Below are 23846 nucleotides of genomic sequence, written 5' to 3' on the forward strand. Positions count from 1 at the left end.
CAGGATAAACAGGATAAACAGGATAAACAGGATAAACAGGATAAACAGGATAAACAGGATAAACAGGATAAACAGGATAAACAGGACAAACAGGATAAACAAGACAAACAGGACAAACAAGTACAATCGGAAAATGTAGTCATAGTACCCACAGATTCACACAGCTTAGATATATGGGATGAAATTTCTCTAAAAGAAATACAAGCTGGGGAACACACAAATTTATTTGAAGAAAAAAGTGATTATCAAAATATTAATTTAGTACAAGTCAGCGATGTTCGCCTCTATTTGGACAAACAACTACAATTTAGTTCCGTTGATGAGCAAATTTATCATGAAGCACTTGTGCATCCGATTATGTCAAAGGTAATTGATCCAAAACGTGTTCTCATATTAGGCGGTGGCGATGGTCTTGCCTTACGAGAGGTATTGAAATATGAAACAGTGCTACATGTAGACCTTGTTGATCTAGACGAAGCAATGATTAATATGGCGCGTAACGTTCCTGAATTAGTTTCTTTGAACAAAAGCGCATTTTTTGATAATCGTGTGAATGTGCACGTATGCGATGCAAAAGAGTTTTTGAATTCTCCTTCCTCTCTATACGATGTAATCATCATTGATTTCCCTGATCCAGCGACAGAGTTATTAAGTACTTTATATACAAGCGAACTTTTTGCTCGTATAGCTACATTCTTAACAGAAGATGGTGCTTTCGTCTGCCAATCTAATTCACCTGCTGATGCACCTCTTGTATATTGGAGTATCGGTAATACAATTGAAAATGCCGGCTTAATTGTAAAAAGCTATCATATAATTGTTCCTTCTTTCGGAACTGACTGGGGATTTCATATTGCAGCTAATTCTGCCTATGTACTCGATCAAATTGAGCAATTATACGTAGTACCAACTCCTCGAACATTACCTTCTCTTCTTTTTCCTTTATTTCAATTTAAAGAAGAACATTTAGATCACCGTAATCTCGCTCTTCTAAACTCAGAATCCAATCTTATCCTACATCAATGTTACAAAAAGGAAATGGAGTTTTGACGATATTATAGTAAGGAGTGCTAACCTATGGAATATTCTACTTTCGGTAAGCATATAATAGTAGATTTGTGGGGAGTGGATTTTTCCCTCTTAGATGATATTCACTTTTTAGAACGCCATTTAGTTGTCGCCGCCGACCACTCTGGCGCACATGTTTTAAATGTAAGTACAAAAGAATTCCATCCTTATGGCGTTACAGTATTAGTGTTACTATCAGAGAGCCACCTTTCTATTCACACTTATCCGGAAAAAAACTTTGCAGCAATCGACTGTTATACTTGTGGTACAACTGTTGAACCGCAAATGGCGATTGATTATATCGTAAATATATTAAAACCGGAGCAGATACAAATAAAAAAATTGATTCGTGGTATAGGAGAAATTGTTACTATCGATTAACTATTTCTCTTACTCATCCGTAAAAAGGAGGATTGCAACTACCATCAGTGGGATGAACACCCCACTGATGGTGCGGGCAAATACATAAAAAAACCTTGCATACGCAAGGTTCATTCATTCACTGACATCTTCCTATATAACTCTACAAATTCACTCGCTAATTCCTTTACTGTAATCGCATTCATTAAATGATCTTGCGCGTGCACCATCAGTAAGGTAACCTCTGTCTTTTCCCCACCAGCCTCTTTTTGTATAAGCTCCGTTTGTACACGATGTGCCTCTTTTAATTCTTCTAGTGCCTCTTGTAATTTAGCTTCAGCTTCTGTAAACGCCCCACGCTTCGCGCAATCAATTGCTTCCATTGAACAACTTCTTGCATTTCCCCCATGCAAGATTAGATGAAAAGCTTTCGTCTCTATCGTATCCATTTTAGTTCTTTACTCCCCCTTTTCTTCAGCTAATTTTTGTTTATCCCATATTTTTAAGAACGGTAAATAAATAAAGAATGCTAGTGCAAAGTTAACAAGTTGCAAAATAACACCTGAAATTTTCCCACCCGATCCTAAATATCCACTAAAAAGAATAGGTGTCGTCCAAGGTACAGCCGCTCCGCTCGGACGAGCAACTAATCCCCATTCCATCGCAAAGTAAGAAACAAGCGTTAATACAACTGGAACTAATATAAATGGAATAAGTAAAAGTGGATTCATTACAATCGGCATGCCGAACGTCACCATTTCATTAATATTAAAAATACCAGGTGCAATGGACAATCGACCAATACTTTTTAATTGCTGACTTCGTGCAAACAATAACATTCCTACAACTAAAGCAAGTGTTGCACCAGAACCACCCATGTAAATCCATAAGTCAAAGAACTGTGCCGTAATTGTATTCGGTACATCTTGACTAGCCTGAAACGCTACGCGATTTTGATCCATTAACGATAACCAAATCGGGCTCATTACACCACCAACAATTGCAGCACCATGAATTCCGCACGCCCAAAGAACATGGACAATAATAACTGCAATTACTGCGCCCCAAAGACTAGCACCAAGTACACTAAGTGGCTCTTGCAGCAGCTTCCCTACAACATTATGAATACTTCCGAAAGTTGTATGTTCAAAAATCAATCTAATGATCCAAACAACTGTCACAACAATAAATCCTGGAATAAGAGCAGCAAATGAACGTGTTACTGCAGGTGGAACTGTCTCAGGCATCTTTATAATCATTTTTTTCTGTACAATAAATCGGTATATTTCAGTAGATATAATTGCAATAATCATCGCTACAAATAAACCTTGGCTTCCCATTAACGCCGCTGGGATTGCTCCATCTACAATCACACTTTCCTTCGTGCTTGGTATAATATATGCAACTTGAAATGGAGTCGCAAGTAAAAATGTCACAAGCGACAATGCCCCGGATGCTAAAGCATCCACTTTATAATACTCTCCAAGTCTGTAAGCGATTCCAAAAACAGCTATTAAAGCCATTATATTAAAAGTTGCACTAACTGGATACCCCAAAGCTTTCTGCCAACCCTCACCAAACAACCCTGCCATAAAATCATTATAACCTGGTATTGGTAATGCACTAATAATAAGAAAAAATGATCCAATAATTAAGAAAGGCATCGTTAAAATAATTCCATCACGTATAGCTTGCAAATGCCTCTGCTCTGCTACCTTTCCTGCTATTGGCATTACATATTTTTCTAAAAACCGTATCATCTATCCCACTCTCCTCATGGTTTCATTGACAAAGCTGCTTGCAAGATAGCCTCCCCATTACAAAGTCCGTAATGGACGGATTGAATGACATCAACAGGTATCCCTTTCCCCTTACATAGTTCTTTCATTTTCGGTAATAAATAACGTACTTGCGGTCCAAGTAAAAGTACATCTGCTTCATCGATGTGACTATTCACTTCAGAACCTGATACAGCCCAAATCTTTACCTCTATCCCTTTTGCCTGTGCTGCTTTCTCCATTTTTGTAACAATCAAACTGGAAGACATTCCCGCTGCACAGCAAAGCAAAATATTCATCCCGCATCCCTCCCCTTTTTTCTAAACCTAAGTTATGGTACATCCCTTGCTACCACTAGGTTACAAATATATATGTCTAGATTTCTAACTGTATGCCGAGCTTAAAAACAAAAATTTCTCGGTTTTCACGCTATTCCATCTATCGGTATTCTTCTAGTAAAGAGGACTCTAACTCGCTATAATAGTTCAGTATGATTTTTTATAATTGATAGGAGGGTATATTTATGAAGGCATATCGCTTTCCACTTATTTTATTATCTTCTATCCTAATTGGTGGTTTCATTGGTTATTTCATGGGTGCCGATGCAGTTGCTTTAAAGCCACTTGGTGACATTTTCTTAAACTTAATGTTTACGATTGTTGTACCTTTAGTATTCTTTAGCATCGCGTCATCTATTGCTAATATGGATGGATTAAAACGTTTCGGTAAAATTATGTCTAGTATGGCTGGAACTTTCTTATTTACAAGTATTTTAGCTGCTATTTTTATGATTATTGTCGTGAAAGTATTCCCGCCAGCACAAGGCGTTGTATTAGAACTAACACAACCTGACAAAGCTGAAAAAGCAGTGAGTGTTGCGGATCAAATCGTCGGTATCTTAACAGTATCTGACTTCTCGAAGTTACTATCTCGTGAAAATATGTTAGCTCTTATTTTCTTCTCTATCTTAATGGGGGTTGCAACTTCAGCAGTTGGTGAAAAAGGTAAACCGTTCGCTACATTCCTACAAGCTGGTGCAGAGATTTCAATGAAAGTCGTATCTTTCATTATGTACTACGCTCCAATCGGACTTGCTGCTTACTTCGCAGCATTAGTTGGCGAATTCGGACCACAACTTCTTGGAACTTACTTCCGAGCAGCAATGGTATACTATCCAGCATCTCTAATTTATTTCTTTGTATTCTTCACTTTCTATGCATACCTTGCAGGTCGCAAACAAGGTGTTCAAATATTTTGGAAGAATATGGTCTCCCCTACAGTTACATCTCTTGCAACTTGTAGTAGTGCCGCAAGTATTCCAGCGAACTTAGAAGCAACGAAAAAAATGGGTATTTCTTCAGACGTTCGTGAAACAGTTGTCCTTCTTGGATCTACACTTCATAAAGACGGCTCTGTTTTAGGCGGGGTATTAAAGATTGCTTTCTTATTCGGTATTTTCAACATGGAATTTGAAGGACCAAAAACATTAGCAATCGCACTTGTCGTTTCTCTATTAGTAGGAACAGTAATGGGGGCTATTCCAGGCGGAGGTATGATTGGAGAAATGTTAATCGTTTCTCTATATGGATTCCCGCCAGAAGCACTGCCAATTATCGCAGCAATTAGTACAATTATTGATCCTCCTGCAACGATGTTAAACGTAACAGCAGATAATGCTTGTGCCGTAATGACAGCTCGCCTTGTAGAAGGTAAAAACTGGATCAAAAATAAATTTGCTTAATAAATAAAAAGAGGATGCTCTAAACGAGCATCCTCTTTTTGTCGTTATTTGTTGATAAGTCGATATCCCTTGTCGAAACGTCGATATATTGAAAAAATCGTTGATATATTTGAAGTTATGATAGATATATTCGAAGAATCGTTGATATATTTGAAGTTATAATAGATATATCCGAAAAATCGTTGATATCTCCTCTTGCCACAAATTTGTTAAAATCTTCACAAATATTCCACACCTCTCATCCTTACTCCGTACTATAATCATGTATGGAAAAGGAGATGGAAACAATGACACAAAGCGCACCGGAATTTAAGGTTTTGCAAAGCATTGCATTTCTTGCTGTCATTTTGCAAAGTTCCTTATTATATACAATGAATCAAGGAAATGTCTTACTTGAACAATCCCTCATTATGGGTATGCTATTTAATCTCGCAAAGTTTTCAGCACCTGCATTCATATTTATCGTTGGGTTTCACCTAATTCGTCACTATACAAAGCAATTAGTATACAAAGAATATATTTCTGAAAAAGCCACACACCTACTCATTCCTTATTTCTTTTGGTCTATTCTTTACTTATTAACAACAAACGATATTATGACATTACAAGGCGGGATAAAAAGTTTACTACTCGGAACAGCCGCACCGCATCTTTGGTACGTTATTATGATGTTCCAAATTCATTTATTATTCCCTTTACTATGCACACTATTTTATTGGTTTCAAAAACGAACAGAAAATAAAAAAGACATATATAAATATATGACCATCTTTGCTTGTCTATATTTCCTTTTAATGTGGTACTCCTCTCACTACATTTTTAATGGAGAGAAATTGACTAGTTCAACCATTTTACATTATACAGATCGTTCCTTCTTCTTCTACTCGTTCTATTTCGTTATGGGCGGAATCGCTGCTGTATCATTAAAAACTTGGCGTATATTTGTCATGAAACATATCCCGCTTATCACAATATTATTTTTCATCTTATTTTTATTCATCAATTATGAGTTATTTAGTTTTTACGGGGCAAACTCTATTCATTTAACCGTTTCTACTTATTTAAAACCGTCTATGTTTTTATATATCGTTTGTGAAATTATGATACTGTACGTGCTATCTATTACAATCGTACAGCGACGCGGTTTCTTATATAAAGCTTTACGATTTATCGGAAATTACACGTATGGTGCTTATTTAGCTCACTTTTTCTTCTTGCAACTATGTACAAAATTCCTTTCTTTATTCACACTGCAAGCAAACACAATATTATATAGCCTATTATTATTTACAATAACGGCTACAATCTCGATTTCAGCAATGGCCATTTGCAGTACACTACCACTTCATACGTGGATTACAGGACCTTCCCCTACAACAAATATAAAGTGGGCGAAGATCATACTTCGGAAAAATCACGAAAAAGTATGCAAACCATATCTTTGATATAATAGAATTCCATACAAGAAAAGAAAGTAGGATACACCTATGATTAATCAAATTGGACAAATTATGTTATATGTAAATAATCAAGATGAAGCCGTACAATTTTGGACTGAGACAGTAGGATTCCAAATTATTGCGGAAGAAAATAACGGAAAAGGATTCCGCTGGATTGAAATTGCACCGGCGAAAGAAGCAGGAACAAGCATCGTCCTTCACGATAAAGCGTTAATCGCGAAGATGCAACCTGAACTAAATCTTAATACACCTTCACTTATGTTCTTCTCAAATAACTTAGACCGTCTATATAAAGACCTTTCTGAGAAAAATGTCACAGTTGGACAAGTTGTAGATTTACCTACTGGTAAAGCATTTAGTTTTGCTGATAATGAAAATAATTACTTTGCGGTAATGGAACGCAAATAAAAAAGAAGCTATCCGAAAAAATCGGATAGCTTCTTTCATTTTAAGAAACTTATTCTGCATTCGTTTCTCTATGCTGTATATGACTCGTAATCCAAGCAATTCCACCAGCAACAACGAGGTAACATAACAATATTAAAATTTGCATTCGTAATTGCGACCAATCTCCTAAAGAGATAACATCTTGTAATCCTCTAAGAGAATGTGACATTGGAAGAAACTGTCCGATTTTGCTAAGAACAGCTACGTTTAATTCTCCTGGGAAAGTCCCCCCACTCGTCGCTAATTGCAAGACGAGAAGTGTTACTGCCGCGAATTTCCCAACAAGACCAAATACCGTTACTAACATAAGAATAAACGTCATGAACGTAAAGGAAATAACAATACTTGATAAAACAAAGAGCGGTACACTTGCAACTTCTAATTTCATGGCTCCTAGCACAACAACATCTACAAGTAGCGCTTGAATGAGCCCAATTAAATATACTAATCCTAGTTTATTAATAAAGTGTACCGTTCCACTTACCTTCATATTTTGTCTACGGCCAAGCGGTAAAATATTTGATGCCATAATTCCGCCGACATAAAATGCAAGTGATAAGAAATATGGTGCAATACCTGAACCGTAGTTAGGTACGTCAGAAACTGTTGACTTCACTAATTGAACTGGCTCCGAGAACATCGTATTGCGTGCATCATCATTGCGAACATCCGCTATCTTCTCTGCGCCCTCTCCTAATTTCGTAGCAAGTTCTTTCGCACCGTCGTCAAGTTTAACAAGGCCATTCACTAACTTGCCAGCGCCATTATTCAGCTCTGTTCCACCACTCGCAAGCTGATTTACACCTTCTTGTAATGATGTAAATCCATTGCCCCACTTCGTAAATCCATCAGCTAGATTTGCCGCACCATCTGCTATCTTTTTCGTTCCAGCAGTAGCTTCATTTAACTTAACTCCGAATGTATTCATGCCTTCTTCAACTTTACGCTGACCGTCAGCAAGCTTCTTCGCGCCTTGTGTCAATTGTTGTTGGCCATTATTTAAAGTATTTGTTGCTTTAGCTAACCCATTAGAAGTAGCAACGATTTTTTGAAAAGCAGGATCTTGCTGTGCTTCTGGATGACTTTTCATGTACTCCTCTAATTGCTTCTTCACACTACTTGCCGCATCATCCGCTTTCACTTGTCCCTCAGCAAGTTTCTCGCTTCCGTTCACCCATTCATTTGTACCAGCACTTAATTCACTAACTCCTGATTGTAAAGTTCCTTCACCTTGCGCTAGTAATTCCAAACCACTATGAAGTGATGTCGCTCCTTGACTTAGCTCATTTGCTCCCCCGGTTAAAGCAGATTGACTGGATGCAAGCTTGTCACTTCCCTCTTTCAATTTCGATGTCCCGTCACTTAAACGATCAATACCATCCGCAAGCCGATTTGCTCCATTTTTTGCATCGGTCGTTCCTTCATGTAACTTCTCAGCCCCATTACTTGCATCACTCAATCCTTGTGCCAAATCTTGAAACTTTGAAAAGACACCTTCTGTATAAGATTTCGTAATACTGTTTGAGATTTTTGTTTTCATATTTTCAACAGCTGTCGTTCCAATTTGAGCTGCTACAAAGTTTTTACCTGGATTTACTTTGTACTGCAATTGTGCCGGTTCTGGTTTCTCATCCATAAGTGTACTTACTTTTTTAGAGAAATCTTTCGGAATCGTAACAACCATATAATACTTATCTTCTTTTAACCCTTCATCAGCATTTTTTTCTGATACGAAATGAAAAGCTAGTTCCTTATTCTCTTTTAAATTTTTAACAAAGTCGTCTCCTGCATGAATTGTTTTTTCATCCATTGCAGCACCTTTATCTAAATTCACAACTGCAACAGGTAATTTATCTAATCGTCCGTATGGATCCCAATATCCAGCTAAAAAGAATCCCGAATAAATTAAAGGAACGATTAACAAAAAAATTAAAGCGATACGTCCATGTTTATGGTGCCACATCGCTTTCCAATCTTTAAATACAAGTTGAATTCCCTTCATGAAACATACTCCTTCTCCGAATTTAACACCATTAGAATGGTTTAACAGATTTACTATACACGTCACTTTTCATACTGTATAATACATCTTTAATTATAAATTCATTCCTTTTGGTCTATAGAAGGGAGATTCGAAATGGAACTGCTCCAATTAAAATACTTTCAAACAGTCGCACGACTAGAACATATGACAAAAGCAGCTGAAGAATTGCATATCGCGCAGCCTTCACTCAGTAAAACAATTGCTAGACTAGAAAAGGACTTAGGCGTCCCCTTATTTGATCGCCAAGGTCGACAGATTGCATTAAACTCTTTCGGAAAAGTATTCTTAAAACGAGTAGAACGCATTTTTCATGAATTAAGTGAAGGGGAACGAGAAATTAAAGATTTAGCTGCATTACAACAAGGCTCTATTACGCTAGCCGTTTCTATTCCGCGAATATTACCAGAACTACTCGGTTCTTTTTTACTAGAACATCCTAACGTTCGGTTCCAACAATTTCTCGCATCTACTCCTTCTATGAAACGACAACTAGATAATATAGAAATTGACTTTTGTATCTCCTCTGTGCCAATTGAAGGTGAGGAAATTGTTTGGGAACCACTTATTACAGAAGAAATCTTCTTAGTCGTCCCTTCAGGACATCGGTTATCAAACCGCGAAAGTATCCACCTGCATGAAGTAAAAGACGAATCGTTTATTAGTATGAATACTGGTTACGGATTTCGGCACTTAACGGATGAATTTTGTAAAGAAGCTGGTTTCACTCCACATATCGCTTTTGAAGTAGATGAACCAACAGTGATTAGCGACCTCATTAAGCAAGGCCTCGGCATCGCTTTTGTTCCAAGTTTAACTTTATTAAAAAACTCTACTTTATCATCAAATAAGTTACGTATTATTGAACCTAATTGCGAACGAACTATTGGCTTAAGTTGGTCAAAGAAACGCTATCTATCAAAAACTGCCCAGCAATTCCGTGAATTCGTGATTGACTACTTCTCCAATATTAGGTCATAAAATTATATCGATCATAACTTCAAATATATCGACGTTTCGCCAAGGAATATTGATTTATCAACAAATAACGACACAAATAGAAGATGCCATCTCCATAGGATGGCATCTTCTATTTCTTACTCTTCTCTAATTCCATTTCAGCTAAAAGTGGTAGTACATTATCAAAAATATGCGTATTATTATTTTCGCCTGTTACGTACCCACCGTAATATCTACTAAATACATTATCATTTCGGAATGTGGCCATATGTTCATACAATTCCGTCGCAAACTTTGTATCACCTGTTTGTAGTACGTACAAAATCGTTAATCCATAAGCAGCTGGTGATTCATAATCCACAGTTTGTTTTCCCGTTTCTAAATTATAACGGCCGTATAACTTTCCGTCCTTCTGGAACTTCTTCTTTATGAATTCCAAATAAGCATCTGATGAAAGACCACCTAAACTACGATGGTAAGCAACATATGATTGATCAATAAGATTCACTTCTTTGTCGTACGTAAATGTACCATCTTCTTTATACTCTTTCGGGAATGCCCATCCATGCCTTGGATAATCCGCTAAAAATTGAACGACTTCCTGATATTGCTGAGTAGAAAATTTGCCATACTTTTTCATATAAGAGAATGCATGCGGATTTATATATGACGTTGTTGCAAAACCACTTTGCTTCCCTGCATCCGCGTCATAATAATCAACGTAATAATTATCTTTCTTATTGTAACGAAGTACAGCATCACTCAATTGATCTGCAAGATTTTTATAACGATCTTCCTTATACATTTCATAAGCACGATATAATTGTTCTATAATACGAAGATCATCTATAAGTGCATTTGTAGCTGATTGCATTTCTCCCTTTTCAGAGACTTTCCATAAAACGATACGATCCTTATGTACAAAGTTATTTTGAACGACCTTTACTTGTTCATCAAATAACGCTTGATCATCTTTATCCAATGTATATTGTAGCCATAGCCCTGCCGATTCTGATAAAGCTTCACGGCCTTTCGCTTCCCCAGTACCTGCCTTTGTATCTTCTAAACGATAGGTGGCAAGTGTCCCATTTTCATTCACCATATGTCTTAAAATAAAATGTTCCGTACGGTTTCCTTGTAAGGCTGACCAAAATACAATTCCACCTAAGGCGATTAAGAGAATAACTCCAATCCCTATATATAAACGTTTCCGCAATCTTTTCACCTCCCTAATAAGGCTAACCTTAATTTTACCAGAACATACGTAAATTAAAAAAGACAATCTATTAGATTGTCTCCCGCATTTCTATCCCTCACAAACCTCTTTAGAAGGTCTATATAGTGATTCCACAAGTCGGTCATATTCACGACGTGTAATTTCTTTATTATACAACTTCAATAATAAATCTCTATGCTCTTTTGAAAACGCCATCTTTTTAATGACTTCAGGATACATAAAACACCCTCTCCATTTCACATAAACTTCTTCAACCACAAAACAGAACTTATGTTCGCATAAAAGATTATAAAATATTCCTAGATAAAAAACAAACAAAATATTATTAAACATTAATTTCTTTCTATTTATAATATTCAAACATCATATTACCATATTCACTTTTTAAATACATATATATTTTTGGCAGTTTATTGAATAAATCTTCCAATTCAATCAGAAAATAATGGCAAAAAAGAAGAGGAGTATATATATGGATACCGTAACATTAGCAAGAGCGTTTTTTGGTTCTTCATTAGCATTCCACATTATCTTTGCAACACTTGGAGTCGGGCTATCTTTGATGATTTTTATAAGTGAGATACTCTATCACTGGAAGAAAGATTCCGACTATGCCATTATGGCAAAAAGATGGACAAAGGCTTTTGCTATTCTTCTCGGTGTAGCAATTCCAACTGGAACAATTGTTGGTGTACAAATCTCACTTCTTTGGCCTGGTTTCGCCAAAATTGTTGGGCAAGTTATTTCTGTTCCCTTTCAAATTGAGATTTTCGCCTTCTTTTTAGAAGCTTTATTCATGTCTATTTATGTATATGCAGCTGATAAATTACCTCCATTCATGAGATTAATCTCACTCTTTTTCGTCATGATTGGTGCCACGGCATCCGCCGTGCTTATTACATCAGCAAATACATGGATGAATACACCCGCAGGCTTTTCCATGGGGCCAGATGGATCGGTTTTTAACGTTGATCCGTGGAAAGCTTTCTTTAATCCGAGCTTTGGCACAAGCGCATTCCACGTCGTTATTACAGCCTATGCGACTGGAGCAGCCGTCATTGCCTCTATCGCTGGATTTAAATTATTAAAGAAGAATGTAAATGAGCGTGAAGTGGCTTATCATAAAAAGGGACTACTGTTAGGACTCGTCGTGACATTTATTACAGGTGCTACGATGTGGCTTTCGGGGCACGAATCAGCAATCGCCTTACATAAGCATTCACCTGAAAAACTTGCATCTGCTGAAGCTTTATTTGAAACGACATCACATGCTCCCTTATCAATTGGCGGGGTTGTGGATCCTAACACACTTGAACTAAACTATGCGCTGGAAATTCCGAACATGCTTAGCCTATTAGTGGGACTAGACCCTAGCACCGTCGTAAAAGGTTTAAAGGAATTCCCACAAGAAACATGGCCACCATTTTACACACATACTCTGTTCAACTTAATGGTCGGCACCGCTGCCTTTACCTTTGCAGTTGCAGCAATCGCTCTCTTATATTGGTACTTCGTTTACCGAAAAAAAGGAGCCGAGTTACCGAAGTGGCTTCTTTGGGGAGCTGCCGCATGTGGACCAGTTATGATGCTCGGTATTGAATTCGGATGGATTTTCAGCTGTAGCGGTCGTCAGCCGTGGACAATTTATGGTATGCAGCGTACAGTCGATGCTTCTACACGCGCTGATTTCGTCGGTCCTTTATTTATTCTATTCATTATTTTATATATCGGACTCGGTATTTTAACAGTCTTTGTACTACGGACATTCTTTAAGAGACATCCGCTAAAGAATGATTTACATCACCAAGGAGGCGATTCTCGTGCATGAGGAAAGCATTGCAATCATCATCTTATGGGCTCTTATTTTCGTATACAGTATATTAGGGTCCATTGATTTTGGAGCGGGTTTTTGGGGCATGGTATATGCGAAACATCCAACACTTGCTGCCAAGCTTGCCAATCGATACTTATCACCAACTTGGGAAGTAACAAATACGTTTCTTGTCTTTGTCGTTGTCGCTTTCCTTGGTTTCTTTCCGAAAGCAGCCTTTACCCTTGCAACCGTTATGTTCGTACCAGTCATGCTAATTCTAGTACTCGTTGCAATTCGTAGTACATTTATGGTATTTGCTTACTCTCTGCCGAAGTACCAACATCTTCTTCGGATTATTTCAGGTATTACAGGGCTCTTAATTCCAGCCCTATTAATTACCGTTTTACCTGTTACAGAGGGTGCCTACATTACAATGGCTGAAGGAAAAGAAGTACTCCTTTACGGAAAACTTCTTTCTAGTCCTGTTATTTATTGTTATATGCTATTCGGACTAACTTCGGAACTGTTTCTATCTTCTCTCTTTCTCGCTGATTTTGCGAGAGAGCAAGGTTCAGAAGATGCATATAGACTTTATAGAAGAAATGCCATCATACTTGGTCCTGCAACGCTCGTTACGGCAATTATAGCTCTCGTTGTAATGGACCCACAAACACACTGGCTAATGCAAGGATTAATAAAGCAATTCCCATGGTTTACAGTCTCTATCATTTTATTTGTTATCGGCTATTCCTCCCTTTGGTGGACAAATAAGAAATATAGCACACTAGGATTTCCTCGCATTGCAGTTTTAGCTGTCGTCGCTCAATATGCATTTGCAAGCTACGCTTACGGCGTCGCTCATTTACCGTATATCATTTACCCGGACGTAACTGTATTTACAAGCTTTACGACGGTCGAAACATTCTATGCGCTACTTATCCTCTACGCAATCGGGATTGCAATTTTACTACCCGGATTCATTTTCTTCTGGAATTTATTCTTGAAGGATCGAACTTTTTTAAAGGAAAAATAAACATATAAGCTGGAAATGGGGCATTATCATATATAATGTCCCTAAGTATTAGGCCCCTCTCTCGATAGTTATTTCACTACTATCTACATTTGCCTCCTATCATCAAATACACATATTCACTAGATTCAATTAAATGCCTAGTTCCTATCATTTTTTTGTGAATATACTGCTATATAAACTTGAGACAAGCTACATCCGTTCAAGGGAAAATAGAAAGGTAGGCTAACTATGAGCATTGAGATATGGATTACTATTATTGTATTCTTCTTAACGATGGTTGTTATTTTTTGGCGACCTCGTGGCTTAAATGAGGCATGGCCAGCAGCAATTGGCGCTGGTATTATCCTCATTACTGGACTTGTATCAAAGCCAGATGTCATGGACATTATAAGTAAAATCGGAGGCGCTTCCATAACGATATTGGCGACCATCGTTATGGCAGTTATATTAGAAAGCTTCGGCTTCTTCCATTGGGCTGCAGCAAAACTCGCAAATTTAGCGAAAGGTTCTGGACGCCGCCTATACTGGTACATTCAATTACTATGCTTTCTTATGACTCTTTTATTTAATAATGATGGTAGTATTTTGATTACAACCCCAATTTTAATCCTTCTTCTGAAAAATCTTCAATTAAAGCCTCATCAACAAATTCCTTATTTATTAAGCGGTGCTTTAATCGCCACTGCATCTAGTGCACCAATCGGTGTAAGTAATATCGTAAACTTAATCGCATTAAACATCGTTAATATGACTCTCTATATGCACACAGCGATGATGTTTGTACCTGCAACCTTAGGATTATTGTTTATGTCATGGCTCATGTATACTGTTTTAAAGAAAAAATTACCAGAGAAATTACCGGTTTCTTCATATGATATTGAAGAAATTTTCTTCACGAAAAATTTCCATCCATTAAAAGGAAACAATTCTGTTGATACGAAACAAAAACGTACAAAATTCATGTTAAAAGTATTAGGTTTTGTCTTCCTTATGCGCTGTCTTCTGTTCGTTGCATCCTTCTTATCTATCCCAATCGAAATCGTTGCGGTGCTCGGTTCCCTCGTTCTTCTTATCTGGAGATGGTACTACTTACGAACAAACCCTGTCGATATTTTGAAAAAGACACCGTGGCACATTTTAATCTTCGCCTTCTCTATGTACGTCATTATTTACGGGCTTCACAACGCAGGATTAACAGCCGCACTTGTGCAATGGCTCGAGCCACTTGTAAGTCAGCATTTACTCTATGCTAGCTTTGCCATGGGCGGACTTGTATCCATCCTCTCTAACGTCTTCAATAACCACCCTGCACTTATGATTGGTACAATCACATTAACAGAAATGGGGCTAGATCCAGTCACATTAAAAACAATCTACCTCGCAAACATTATTGGTAGTGACATCGGTTCACTATTATTACCAATCGGTACACTAGCTTCCCTCATCTGGATGTATATTCTGAAACAAAACAAAATTAAAGTAAAATGGAAAGATTATTTAAGCGTATCTCTCATCGTTATTCCTCTCACAACAGTCGTCACATTATTCCTCTTATACTACTGGGTACACCTCTTCTTTGCCTTATAAAGAAAACAGAAGCCCCCTTTGCTACCGTCTTAGCAAAGGGGGCTTTTTCTATAATTAAGTTAGGTACTACAGTGTGATCAATCAAGTAAAGAGGTGTAACGTGTTATTGGTATAAATGACTACCAGTATCTTTAAATTCTTTCGCCTTCTCTTTCATTCCTTTTTCAATTGCTTCTGTCGTTTCTAAATCATTTTCTTTCGCATATTCACGAATATCATGTGAAATTCTCATACTACAAAACTTCGGTCCACACATTGAACAAAAATGAGCTGTTTTCGCTCCTTCTGCTGGTAACGTTTCATCGTGATACTCCATCGCACGTTCAGGATCTAAAGACAAATTAAATTGATCGCGCCAGCGGAATTCAAAACGTGCTTTTGAAAGTGCGTCATCACGCTGATGAGCCGTTTTATGCCCTTTCGCAAGATCCGCTGCATGCGCAGCGATTTTATACGTAATAACCCCTTCTCGAACATCGTCTTTATTTGGTAAACCTAAATGTTCTTTCGGCGTTACATAACAAAGCATCGCCGTTCCAAACCAGCCGATCATTGCTGCTCCAATTGCGGATGTAATATGGTCATATCCTGGTGCAATATCTGTCGTTAGCGGCCCAAGTGTATAAAATGGCGCGCCCTGACAAATATCAAGTTCTTTCTCCATATTTTCTTTAATTAAGTGCATCGGTACATGTCCAGGTCCTTCAATCATAACTTGCACATCATGTTTCCAAGCGATTTTCGTCAATTCACCAAGCGTTTCAAGCTCCGAGAACTGCGCTTCGTCATTTGCATCTGCAATCGAACCTGGACGTAATCCATCTCCAAGCGAGAACGAAACATCGTACTGCTTCATAATTTCACAAATCTCTTCAAAATGAGTATATAGGAAGTTTTCTTTATGATGGAATAAACACCACTGTGCCATAATCGAACCACCGCGTGAAACGATACCTGTCGTACGTTTTGCAGTAATTGGAATGTAACGAAGTAATACACCAGCGTGAATCGTAAAGTAATCAACGCCTTGCTCCGCTTGCTCAATTAACGTATCACGGTACACTTCCCACGTTAGATCTTCTGCAATTCCGTTTACTTTCTCAAGTGCTTGATAAATAGGTACAGTTCCAACCGGTACAGGAGCATTACGAATAATCCATTCACGCGTCGTATGAATATTTTTACCTGTAGATAAATCCATAATCGTATCTGCACCCCAGCGCGTTGCCCATGTCATCTTCTCTACTTCTTCTGCAATAGAAGAAGATACAGCAGAGTTTCCGATATTTGCATTTACCTTCACATGAAAGTTACGTCCGATAATCATCGGTTCTGCTTCCGGATGGTTAATATTCGATGGTAAAATCGCACGACCTTCTGCAATTTCCTTACGAACAAACTCAGGCTCCACTCCTTCACGAATCGCAACATACTCCATTTCAGACGTAATAATGCCATTACGCGCATAGTGCATTTGCGTAACATTTGCACCTTCCTTCGCTCTAAGCGGCTTACGATCCATTTGCGGGAAAACAGGTGTATGTTTCGAAGCCACTTTCACACCGTCATCCTCTGGTTTTACTTCACGCCCTTCGTATGCCTCTACATCCCCGCGCTCCATGATCCAAGAATGACGCGGCGTTGGAATCCCCTTTTCCAGCTCCACTTTATAGGCCGGATCCGTATAAGGACCGCTCGTATCATACACACGGATGGGCGGATTTGGGACGCCGTTCGTTTCGCTTTGTGCAATCTCACGCATCGGCACTTTCATACCTGCGCGTGGTCCATCCACATATACTTTCTTACTCCCTGGTAAACTCGATTTCAATTCAATTTGCTCAGCTGAAACAGATTGTTTCATAACCTTTGTTGCCTCCCCTGTTCGTGACAAGGACGAGATATGGCCAGCGCATGCCAAAATAAAAAAAGCCAGGTCCATAAAAAAATAAGGACCTGGCTCATAAAAGACATCATTATGTAAAGCCGTTAACTTCCCTACGCTGGTACGAGCCAGATCAGGTCCAAAGGGTTAAGAAGTTCACACGCTTCTCTCTCAGCCTACGCATACGTTAGGCACCCCTAGTTTATCACTGATTTAATTTTCAATACTTTCCCATCATACACGATAATCTGAAAAATGCAAAGGTTATTTATTTTCCGCTTACGGAATCATCCAAGTTAAATAATAAGCCTGAACATACGTCATAATCCCAACAATAATAACGAAGAACAAACTATGCTTAACTGTAAAACGGAACAAATCCGACTCTTTTCCGGCAAGTCCAACTGCAGCACAAGCAATTGCAATCGATTGCGGAGAAATCATCTTACCTGTTACACCACCTGTTGTATTTGCCGCAACGAGAAGTACTTCAGATACGCCAACTTGCTGCGCCGTTATTGCTTGTAAATTCGAGAACAGTGCGTTCGCTGACGTATCGGATCCTGTTAAGAATACACCAATCCAACCTAGGAATGGTGAGAAGAACGGGAATAGTCCGCCAGTTCCTGCTAGCGCTAGCGCTAATGTAGAAGATAGACCAGAATAGTTTGCGATAAATGCGAATCCTAATACGAATCCGATAGATAGAATTGGCATCTTAAGTTCGTTTAACGTTTCTTTAAATGTCGCTACTGCATCTTTTGCACTCATTTTCAAAATAAAGATAGAAATAATACAAGCAATTAAAATTGCCGTTCCAGTCGCTGATAAAACATCTAATTTCAAAATTGCTTCATAAGGCGTTGGTTTATTTACTATCGGCTCTGCTTTCATTACTAAATTGTGTAAGCCTGGAACTTCAAACTTAAATACAAGACTTTCTAAAGCGCCTCCTGGAGCAAATAAAGATTTAAAGAAGCTTTGGCTCCAAACAACTACCATAACCGTTAAAATAATGAACGGAGACCATGCTTTCACTACTTTTCCTATTGTGAGTTTTGGCATAGATGTCGTCGTTGTTGCCGCTACTTCACTATTTGCTTGTTTAGATTGATAGATTTCTTTCGGCTGCCAAACTTTTAAGAACAGCGCTAAACTCACTAAACTTACAAGTGCTGACGTAATATCCGGAAGCTCTGGCCCTAGAAACGTTGCTGTAATAAACTGTGTAATTGCAAATGAACTACCTGCTACAAGTAACGCAGGCCACGTTTGTTTTACCCCTTTAAACCCATCCATTAAAAATACGATGAAGAACGGAACAAATAATGATAGAAACGGTAACTGATGTCCAGCCATTTGTCCGATTTTATGTGGATCAATACCCGTTACTTGTCCAGCAACTGTAATCGGAATTCCCATCGCTCCGAATGCTACCGGTGCAGTATTTGCGATTAAACAAAGACCAGCCGCATATAAAGGATTTAATCCGAGACCTGCTAGAAGCGCTGCCGTGATTGCTACTGGTGCACCGAATCCCGCAGCCCCTTCTAAAAATGCTCCGAATGAAAAACCAATTAGAATAACGAGTAAACGGTGATCGTTTGTAATAGATAATACAGATGCACGAATGACATCGAATTGACCTGTTTTTACGGAAATTTTATACAAAAATACCGACATAATGATAATCCAAGCAATTGGCCATAGTCCGTATAAAAAACCGTATCCGGTTGCTGCCATCGCCATCGCAAACGGCATTTTATAAGCGAATAACGCTACTAAAATTGTAAGTACAACTGTAATAAACCCTGCCACATACCCCTTCATGCGGAAAACTGCTAAAGCTAAGAAAAAAAAGATGATTGGAATAAGTGCGACTGCTGCCGAAATCCAAATGTTACCGAACGGATCATAAACTTGTGTCCATGTGTTCATTGTTCTCTCCCCCTAAAGAATCCCCTTTTAAATAGAATAACCTCATCAATAGACTATCAGGTCATCATACCTTTAAGTCTAAAAATAAAAAACGTTCAAGAAAACGTTTTCATCTAATCCCATTTATACTTTATCACAGCATTTTCCATAAAAAAAGATTTTTTTGAAAATTTTATTATTTAAAGAAAAAATCTTACAAAATCGTCACGTTCTTGTAATGTTCATCGATAGTAAGCTTGTAAAAATTACTGCATAATAATAGTATAACAACGGAAATTATTTATGAGGTGATATATATGAATGGAAACAAAATACTAGCTGCTTTATCATACTTTAGTGTACTATTTGCCCCTATCTTATTCCCAATCATCGTTTGGATTGTGGGGGATGCTGAAACAAAGCCACATGCAAAACGTGCTCTATGGACACATATCATTCCAAGTATCGCTACATTTATCGGCGTAGCCATTTTAGGAATTATGGGCATCGGATCGGACCAACCAGATGTAACACTTGGAATTGGAGCAATGATTGTCTTAGCTATTTGCGGAATCATCAGCTTATACTACTTCATCTGGAACATTGTAAAAGGAATTAAAGTGCTGAAAGCTTAATTTTAAACAAACGTTTGTTTAAAAAAGGACACTTGCAAATTGCAAGTGTCCTTTTCCCGATTAGTGTAAGCTAATAATTAGCGGGGGATGCCCCTACCGATTAAAGTTTCACTTTATCTTCTTCGTTTCTTCTTTTTTCTCATCATTTTCTTTCGGCGCGTATTCGTTTTATCCGCTATAATGTGAAGCGTGCTCGCCACAACAATTCCCATTAGGAACGTTTTAATTTCCACCTCATGTTTTTTCGCAATTTCTATTAAGTTCCCGTCCAGTGCTATTACATTTAATAGAAATAAAAACGGAGAAAATACGATTAACATGTATGCAATACGAATTACATCACCAAGTATAATCGTATGTGTAAGAAAGGAACGATGTGGCATTACCTTCTTATACGGATACCAAAATATACGCAGGAATCCCCATTTATTATACGCATTACTGTACGTATCTAAATCAGGTGTTAAAAATGAAGTACCTACTAAAAAGCCAATTGCAAAAGTTAATAAAAAATCAAAATTTGTTAATCCATACGAAAAGAGCAGAAACAAAACAACCGGAAGGGATATTAAGTTTATTTTCGTATGCGTTTTTCCTGATGGCATAATGCACTTCCTCGCTTACGTTCGCCCTGTCACTCTATGACAGTTCTCACCTATTGATCTAATTTCTGATCGATAAATGATGTGTCTATATCCGAACCAAACCATTCTGCCAACTTCACTCGTGCCTTATCTTTCACATCTTCATTGACATATAACGACGCCTGTATTAGTGCGGCCGTTAATGCCCCTAAATCGTCCGTATAACCAACTCCAGCAATGAAATCTGGGATGGCATCAATCGGTGCAATAAAATAAGCAAGTGCTCCAATTACAATAATTTTCACCCGCTTTGGAACATCAGGTCTTTGCAAAACGTAAAACAGTAATAAACTGGCATAAATGACCGACTGTCCGGCTTGCTTTGCAACATGCTTTACTTTTTTCCAAAACGCTTCAACTGAAAATTTTTGTTTCATGTAAAAGCCCCCCTATTTTTTAAAAGAAATAAGCTACAATATATTACCAGTAAAAGTTCATCAAAATTACACATAATCTATCAATGAATTTTTATTTTAACAAACAAACTTAAAAAGAACAAGTGTTCGTTAATTTTCATATCCTTTCCTTCATATAATAGTTTTCTAGACAAACCATTACATATTTCCATTTCTTATTTCTCAACCATGAAAATTTTCACTTTCACTTAACATTCTTCTCTATCTTTGTTATATTTTCTAGTTGACGGACATATAAACGAATGATAAAGTTTTCTCTGGTAGTGACAAAACACATACAAAAAATGTAAAATGTTATAGTGTTTCTCAGAAATGAATTTTGTTGTATAATACAGAAATGACGTTATACTTATGAGCAGCAAAAGAAACCAAAAAAGGGTATGCATAGTTAAAGTCGTATATGGGTGAATATAGAAGCTCTAATTATGGCAAAAGAAACTATGTATTTTTTATTTTAACATTTTTCGCTCCAAAATCGACCAAGCCTGATAGAGAAAGGGTGGAAATGAATGAAAGAAACCTTGAAATCACAATTTCAAAATGTGCGTTTCACTTTATTCGTAGCTTTAGCCGTATGGCTGAAAACCTACATTATTACACGCACAAGCTTTGATTTAAAACTTGAATCTTTCATGCAAGAATTCATTTTATTCATTAGTCCATTAGCAGCATCATTACTGTTTGTGGGACTTGCATTATTTGCAAAAGGAAAAAAACGTAACTATATAGCACTTGGAATTAATTTTGTTTTAACGTTCATTCTTGTTGGTAACGTAATGTTCTACGGATTCTACAACGACTTCGTTACTTTACCAGTACTAGGGCAAACTTCTAACTTTGGAAGCTTAGGTTCTAGTGTAAAAGAATTATTTAACTACAAAATTATCCTTGCATTTGCGGATATTATCGTATTCTTCATCTTATTAAAGAAGAAGAAAAACTTTGCACCGACAGAGCGTGTAGCACGTCCGATGCGTTCTCTATACTTCGTGTCAACAGTTGCTATTTTCTTCGTAAACCTAGGGTTTGCAGAAGCTGAACGTCCAGAACTATTAACACGTTCATTCGACCGCGTTATGCTTGTTAAAAACTTAGGATTATATGTACACCAAGCATACGATCTTGGCTTACAAGCGAAGTCAAGTTCACAAAAGGCATTTGCAGACGGTAGTAAATTACAAGAAACAGAAAACTATGTGAAAACAACACAAAGTAAACCAGATCCAAATATGTTCGGTACTGCAAAAGGAAAAAACGTAATTGTTGTCTCTCTTGAGTCATTACAAACATTCTTAATTGGCGCAACAGTTAACGGACAAGAAGTTACACCATTCTTAAACCAATTTACGAAAGAAAGTTATTACTTTGATAACTTCTTCCATCAAACGGGGCAAGGTAAAACATCTGATGCTGAATTCTTAGTAGATACTTCTTTATATCCACTAGACCGTGGTGCTGTATTCTTCACACACGGTAACAACGAATACACAGCAACTCCAGAAATTTTACGTCAGCAAGGGTACCACACATCGGTATTCCACGCAAACAACGCAACATTCTGGAACCGTAACATTATGTATCCGGCACTTGGTTATGATCGTTACTACAACGAGCTTGACTACAAGATTACGCCAGAAACAAAATTAAATTGGGGATTAAAAGATATCGAATACTTTGATCAATCTATCGATATGTTAAAAGAAGTGAAGCAACCATTCTATACTCGCTTCCTTACTTTAACGAACCATTACCCATTCACTTATGATGACAACACGAAATTAATCGATGAATATAATTCTGGTGATGGCGTGTTTGACCGTTACATGGTAACTGCTCGCTATTTAGACGAAGCAATGAAACATTTTATTGAGCGTCTAAAAGCAGAAGGCATTTACGACAACTCTGTGATCGTATTCTACGGTGATCACTATGGTATTTCTGAAAACCATAACCGTGCAATGGCACAGTTCTTAGGAAAAGAAGAAATTACTGCATTTGACCATATGAACTTACAAAAAACACCGATGTTTATTCACGTTCCAGGTCAAAAAGAAGGTAAAACAATTTCAAAACCAACTGGTGAAATTGATATTAAACCAACTATTCTAAACTTACTTGGTGTAGATTCTACGAATCAAATTCAATTTGGCCATGACGTATTCTCACCTGATAATAAAGGATTCGTTGTTCTTCGTGACGGTAGCTTCATTACAGATAAGTACATGTACACGAACAGTACATTCTACGACCGTGCTACTGGCGAAGTTGTACAATTACCGAAAGAAGAATCTCAACCACTCATTGATCGTGCCCAAAATGAATTGAACATGTCAGACAAACTCATTGAAGGTGACTTACTTCGCTTCTCTGAAAGTAACAAGATTAAAACTGGTGAAGTAAAAACAGCTATTAAAGAAGAAAAGAAGAGCGCTGAGTAATCTCAGCCTCTTTTTTATTTTCCGCTATCCTTCTTCTCCTATTCATTAACTTTAAAATTACATAACCTTTACCAAATATTCACACCACATTAACGAAACATCTCTATAATAAAATATGTAAACGAGGTTCTACATATTTCTTATCTCTCATCTTCAATAAGATCCCTTAAAGAAATATGCGAACCGTTTGTTTTCTACTTTCTTTTAATTGTCTTTTAAAGTGTTTTGTTCTCATGTACAAAACCTTCAATAAGATGATATCCCTATGAAAGATAGCTACCCTCCTTTTGCAGCATTCCATATGAATGTTGCTTTTTTTTATTTATAGGCAGGATTATTATTTCTTATTTTCGAATTTGTATATACAAAATGCTATAAATCTCTAT

At 37.5% G+C, this 23846-nt stretch carries 21 protein-coding genes and 1 riboswitch; of the genes, 11 read left to right on the forward strand and 10 right to left on the reverse strand.

Translation table 11 applies throughout. The annotated features are described in order from the left end of the window. On the forward strand, window positions 1–1050 hold a 1050-nt coding region (locus tag JDS81_RS16575), incomplete at its 5' end, for a polyamine aminopropyltransferase (protein ID WP_199688599.1). A 27-nt stretch (window positions 1051–1077) separates the two neighbouring features. Then, window positions 1078–1449, forward strand: a complete 372-nt coding sequence (gene speD, locus JDS81_RS16580; RefSeq protein WP_000456812.1) for an adenosylmethionine decarboxylase — start codon at window positions 1078–1080, stop codon at window positions 1447–1449. Between the two features lie 110 nt (window positions 1450–1559). Here speD and JDS81_RS16585 read toward each other — a convergent pair whose 3' ends face one another. From JDS81_RS16585 to JDS81_RS16595, 3 genes are read right to left on the reverse strand one after another with little or no spacing between them, the layout of a single operon-like run. Next, the gene (locus tag JDS81_RS16585) at window positions 1560–1877 is read right to left on the reverse strand and encodes a PTS sugar transporter subunit IIA (protein WP_000379629.1); all 318 of its coding nucleotides are present in this window, start codon (window positions 1875–1877) and stop codon (window positions 1560–1562) included. Window positions 1878–1886: 9 nt separating this feature from the next. Next, window positions 1887–3188 carry a PTS cellobiose transporter subunit IIC gene (celB, locus tag JDS81_RS16590; RefSeq protein WP_097955115.1) on the reverse strand — a complete coding sequence of 434 codons (1302 nt, stop codon included), beginning with the start codon at window positions 3186–3188 and terminating at the stop codon, window positions 1887–1889. A gap of 14 nt (window positions 3189–3202) precedes the next feature. Beyond that, window positions 3203–3505, reverse strand: coding sequence for a PTS sugar transporter subunit IIB (locus JDS81_RS16595; protein ID WP_001023559.1), 303 nt, complete (start codon window positions 3503–3505; stop codon window positions 3203–3205). Window positions 3506–3729: 224 nt separating this feature from the next. On the opposite strand from JDS81_RS16595, the gene JDS81_RS16600 reads away from it, so the two are divergent. The 3 genes from JDS81_RS16600 (at window position 3730) to JDS81_RS16610 (ending at window position 6815) form a co-directional block, all read left to right on the forward strand. Further along, window positions 3730–4947: a dicarboxylate/amino acid:cation symporter gene (locus JDS81_RS16600; protein ID WP_000649372.1), complete on the forward strand. Its 1218-nt coding sequence runs from the start codon at window positions 3730–3732 to the stop codon at window positions 4945–4947. A 287-nt stretch (window positions 4948–5234) separates the two neighbouring features. Continuing rightward, complete coding sequence (locus JDS81_RS16605) at window positions 5235–6392, forward strand: acyltransferase (RefSeq protein WP_097955113.1); 1158 nt, start codon at window positions 5235–5237, stop codon at window positions 6390–6392. A 42-nt stretch (window positions 6393–6434) separates the two neighbouring features. Next, window positions 6435–6815 (forward strand): VOC family protein, encoded by a 381-nt coding sequence (locus tag JDS81_RS16610; protein WP_097955111.1) that lies wholly within the window; start codon window positions 6435–6437, stop codon window positions 6813–6815. Between the two features lie 49 nt (window positions 6816–6864). Here the strand turns inward: JDS81_RS16610 and JDS81_RS16615 are convergent, their stop codons facing one another. Further along, on the reverse strand, window positions 6865–8856 hold the full coding sequence (locus JDS81_RS16615; protein ID WP_097955110.1) for a YhgE/Pip domain-containing protein: 1992 nt from the start codon (window positions 8854–8856) through the stop codon (window positions 6865–6867). Between the two features lie 135 nt (window positions 8857–8991). Between JDS81_RS16615 and JDS81_RS16620 the strand changes: the two genes are divergently transcribed. Continuing rightward, window positions 8992–9876 (forward strand): LysR family transcriptional regulator, encoded by an 885-nt coding sequence (locus JDS81_RS16620; protein WP_097955108.1) that lies wholly within the window; start codon window positions 8992–8994, stop codon window positions 9874–9876. 109 nt (window positions 9877–9985) lie between these two features. Here the strand turns inward: JDS81_RS16620 and JDS81_RS16625 are convergent, their stop codons facing one another. Together JDS81_RS16625 and JDS81_RS16630 are read right to left on the reverse strand one after the other, a co-directional pair. Then, complete coding sequence (locus JDS81_RS16625) at window positions 9986–11071, reverse strand: transcriptional regulator (protein WP_142312900.1); 1086 nt, start codon at window positions 11069–11071, stop codon at window positions 9986–9988. Window positions 11072–11161: 90 nt separating this feature from the next. Beyond that, on the reverse strand, window positions 11162–11311 hold the full coding sequence (locus JDS81_RS16630) for a hypothetical protein (RefSeq protein WP_000283176.1): 150 nt from the start codon (window positions 11309–11311) through the stop codon (window positions 11162–11164). A gap of 253 nt (window positions 11312–11564) precedes the next feature. Between JDS81_RS16630 and cydA the strand changes: the two genes are divergently transcribed. From cydA to JDS81_RS16645, 3 genes are all read left to right on the forward strand, one after another. After that, entirely contained in the window at window positions 11565–12920 is a 1356-nt protein-coding gene (gene cydA, locus JDS81_RS16635) for a cytochrome ubiquinol oxidase subunit I (RefSeq protein ID WP_097955107.1), read from the forward strand. Then, a complete protein-coding gene (locus JDS81_RS16640; protein ID WP_087970390.1) occupies window positions 12913–13938 on the forward strand; it encodes a cytochrome d ubiquinol oxidase subunit II in 1026 nt (341 codons plus the stop codon). Before cydA ends, JDS81_RS16640 begins: the two co-directional genes overlap by 8 nt. Before the next feature lie 228 nt (window positions 13939–14166). Continuing rightward, window positions 14167–15525: an arsenic transporter gene (locus JDS81_RS16645; protein WP_087970389.1), complete on the forward strand. Its 1359-nt coding sequence runs from the start codon at window positions 14167–14169 to the stop codon at window positions 15523–15525. Window positions 15526–15628: 103 nt separating this feature from the next. On the opposite strand, the gene thiC is transcribed toward JDS81_RS16645, so the two are convergent. Both thiC and lldP read right to left on the reverse strand, forming a co-directional pair. After that, on the reverse strand, window positions 15629–17389 hold the full coding sequence (gene thiC, locus JDS81_RS16650) for a phosphomethylpyrimidine synthase ThiC (RefSeq protein ID WP_097955105.1): 1761 nt from the start codon (window positions 17387–17389) through the stop codon (window positions 15629–15631). Window positions 17390–17503: 114 nt separating this feature from the next. Then, window positions 17504–17619, reverse strand: a riboswitch (TPP riboswitch). 70 nt (window positions 17620–17689) lie between these two features. Next, on the reverse strand, window positions 17690–19348 hold the full coding sequence (gene lldP, locus JDS81_RS16655) for an L-lactate permease (protein WP_097859280.1): 1659 nt from the start codon (window positions 19346–19348) through the stop codon (window positions 17690–17692). Window positions 19349–19644: 296 nt separating this feature from the next. On the opposite strand from lldP, the gene JDS81_RS16660 reads away from it, so the two are divergent. Beyond that, a complete protein-coding gene (locus tag JDS81_RS16660; protein WP_001014094.1) occupies window positions 19645–19962 on the forward strand; it encodes a magnetosome magnetite crystal formation protein family in 318 nt (105 codons plus the stop codon). Window positions 19963–20075: 113 nt separating this feature from the next. Here JDS81_RS16660 and JDS81_RS16665 read toward each other — a convergent pair whose 3' ends face one another. Together JDS81_RS16665 and JDS81_RS16670 are read right to left on the reverse strand one after the other, a co-directional pair. Further along, window positions 20076–20567 carry a metal-binding protein gene (locus JDS81_RS16665; protein WP_001139015.1) on the reverse strand — a complete coding sequence of 164 codons (492 nt, stop codon included), beginning with the start codon at window positions 20565–20567 and terminating at the stop codon, window positions 20076–20078. Between the two features lie 50 nt (window positions 20568–20617). After that, window positions 20618–20983, reverse strand: coding sequence for a YkvA family protein (locus JDS81_RS16670; protein ID WP_000810376.1), 366 nt, complete (start codon window positions 20981–20983; stop codon window positions 20618–20620). Window positions 20984–21531: 548 nt separating this feature from the next. On the opposite strand from JDS81_RS16670, the gene JDS81_RS16675 reads away from it, so the two are divergent. Next, window positions 21532–23460, forward strand: coding sequence for an LTA synthase family protein (locus tag JDS81_RS16675; RefSeq protein ID WP_000665340.1), 1929 nt, complete (start codon window positions 21532–21534; stop codon window positions 23458–23460). Window positions 23461–23846 lie beyond the last annotated feature (386 nt).

Source organism: Bacillus cereus group sp. N31 (assembly GCF_016483245.1).
GTDB classification, from domain to species: Bacteria; Bacillota; Bacilli; order Bacillales; family Bacillaceae_G; genus Bacillus_A; species Bacillus_A toyonensis.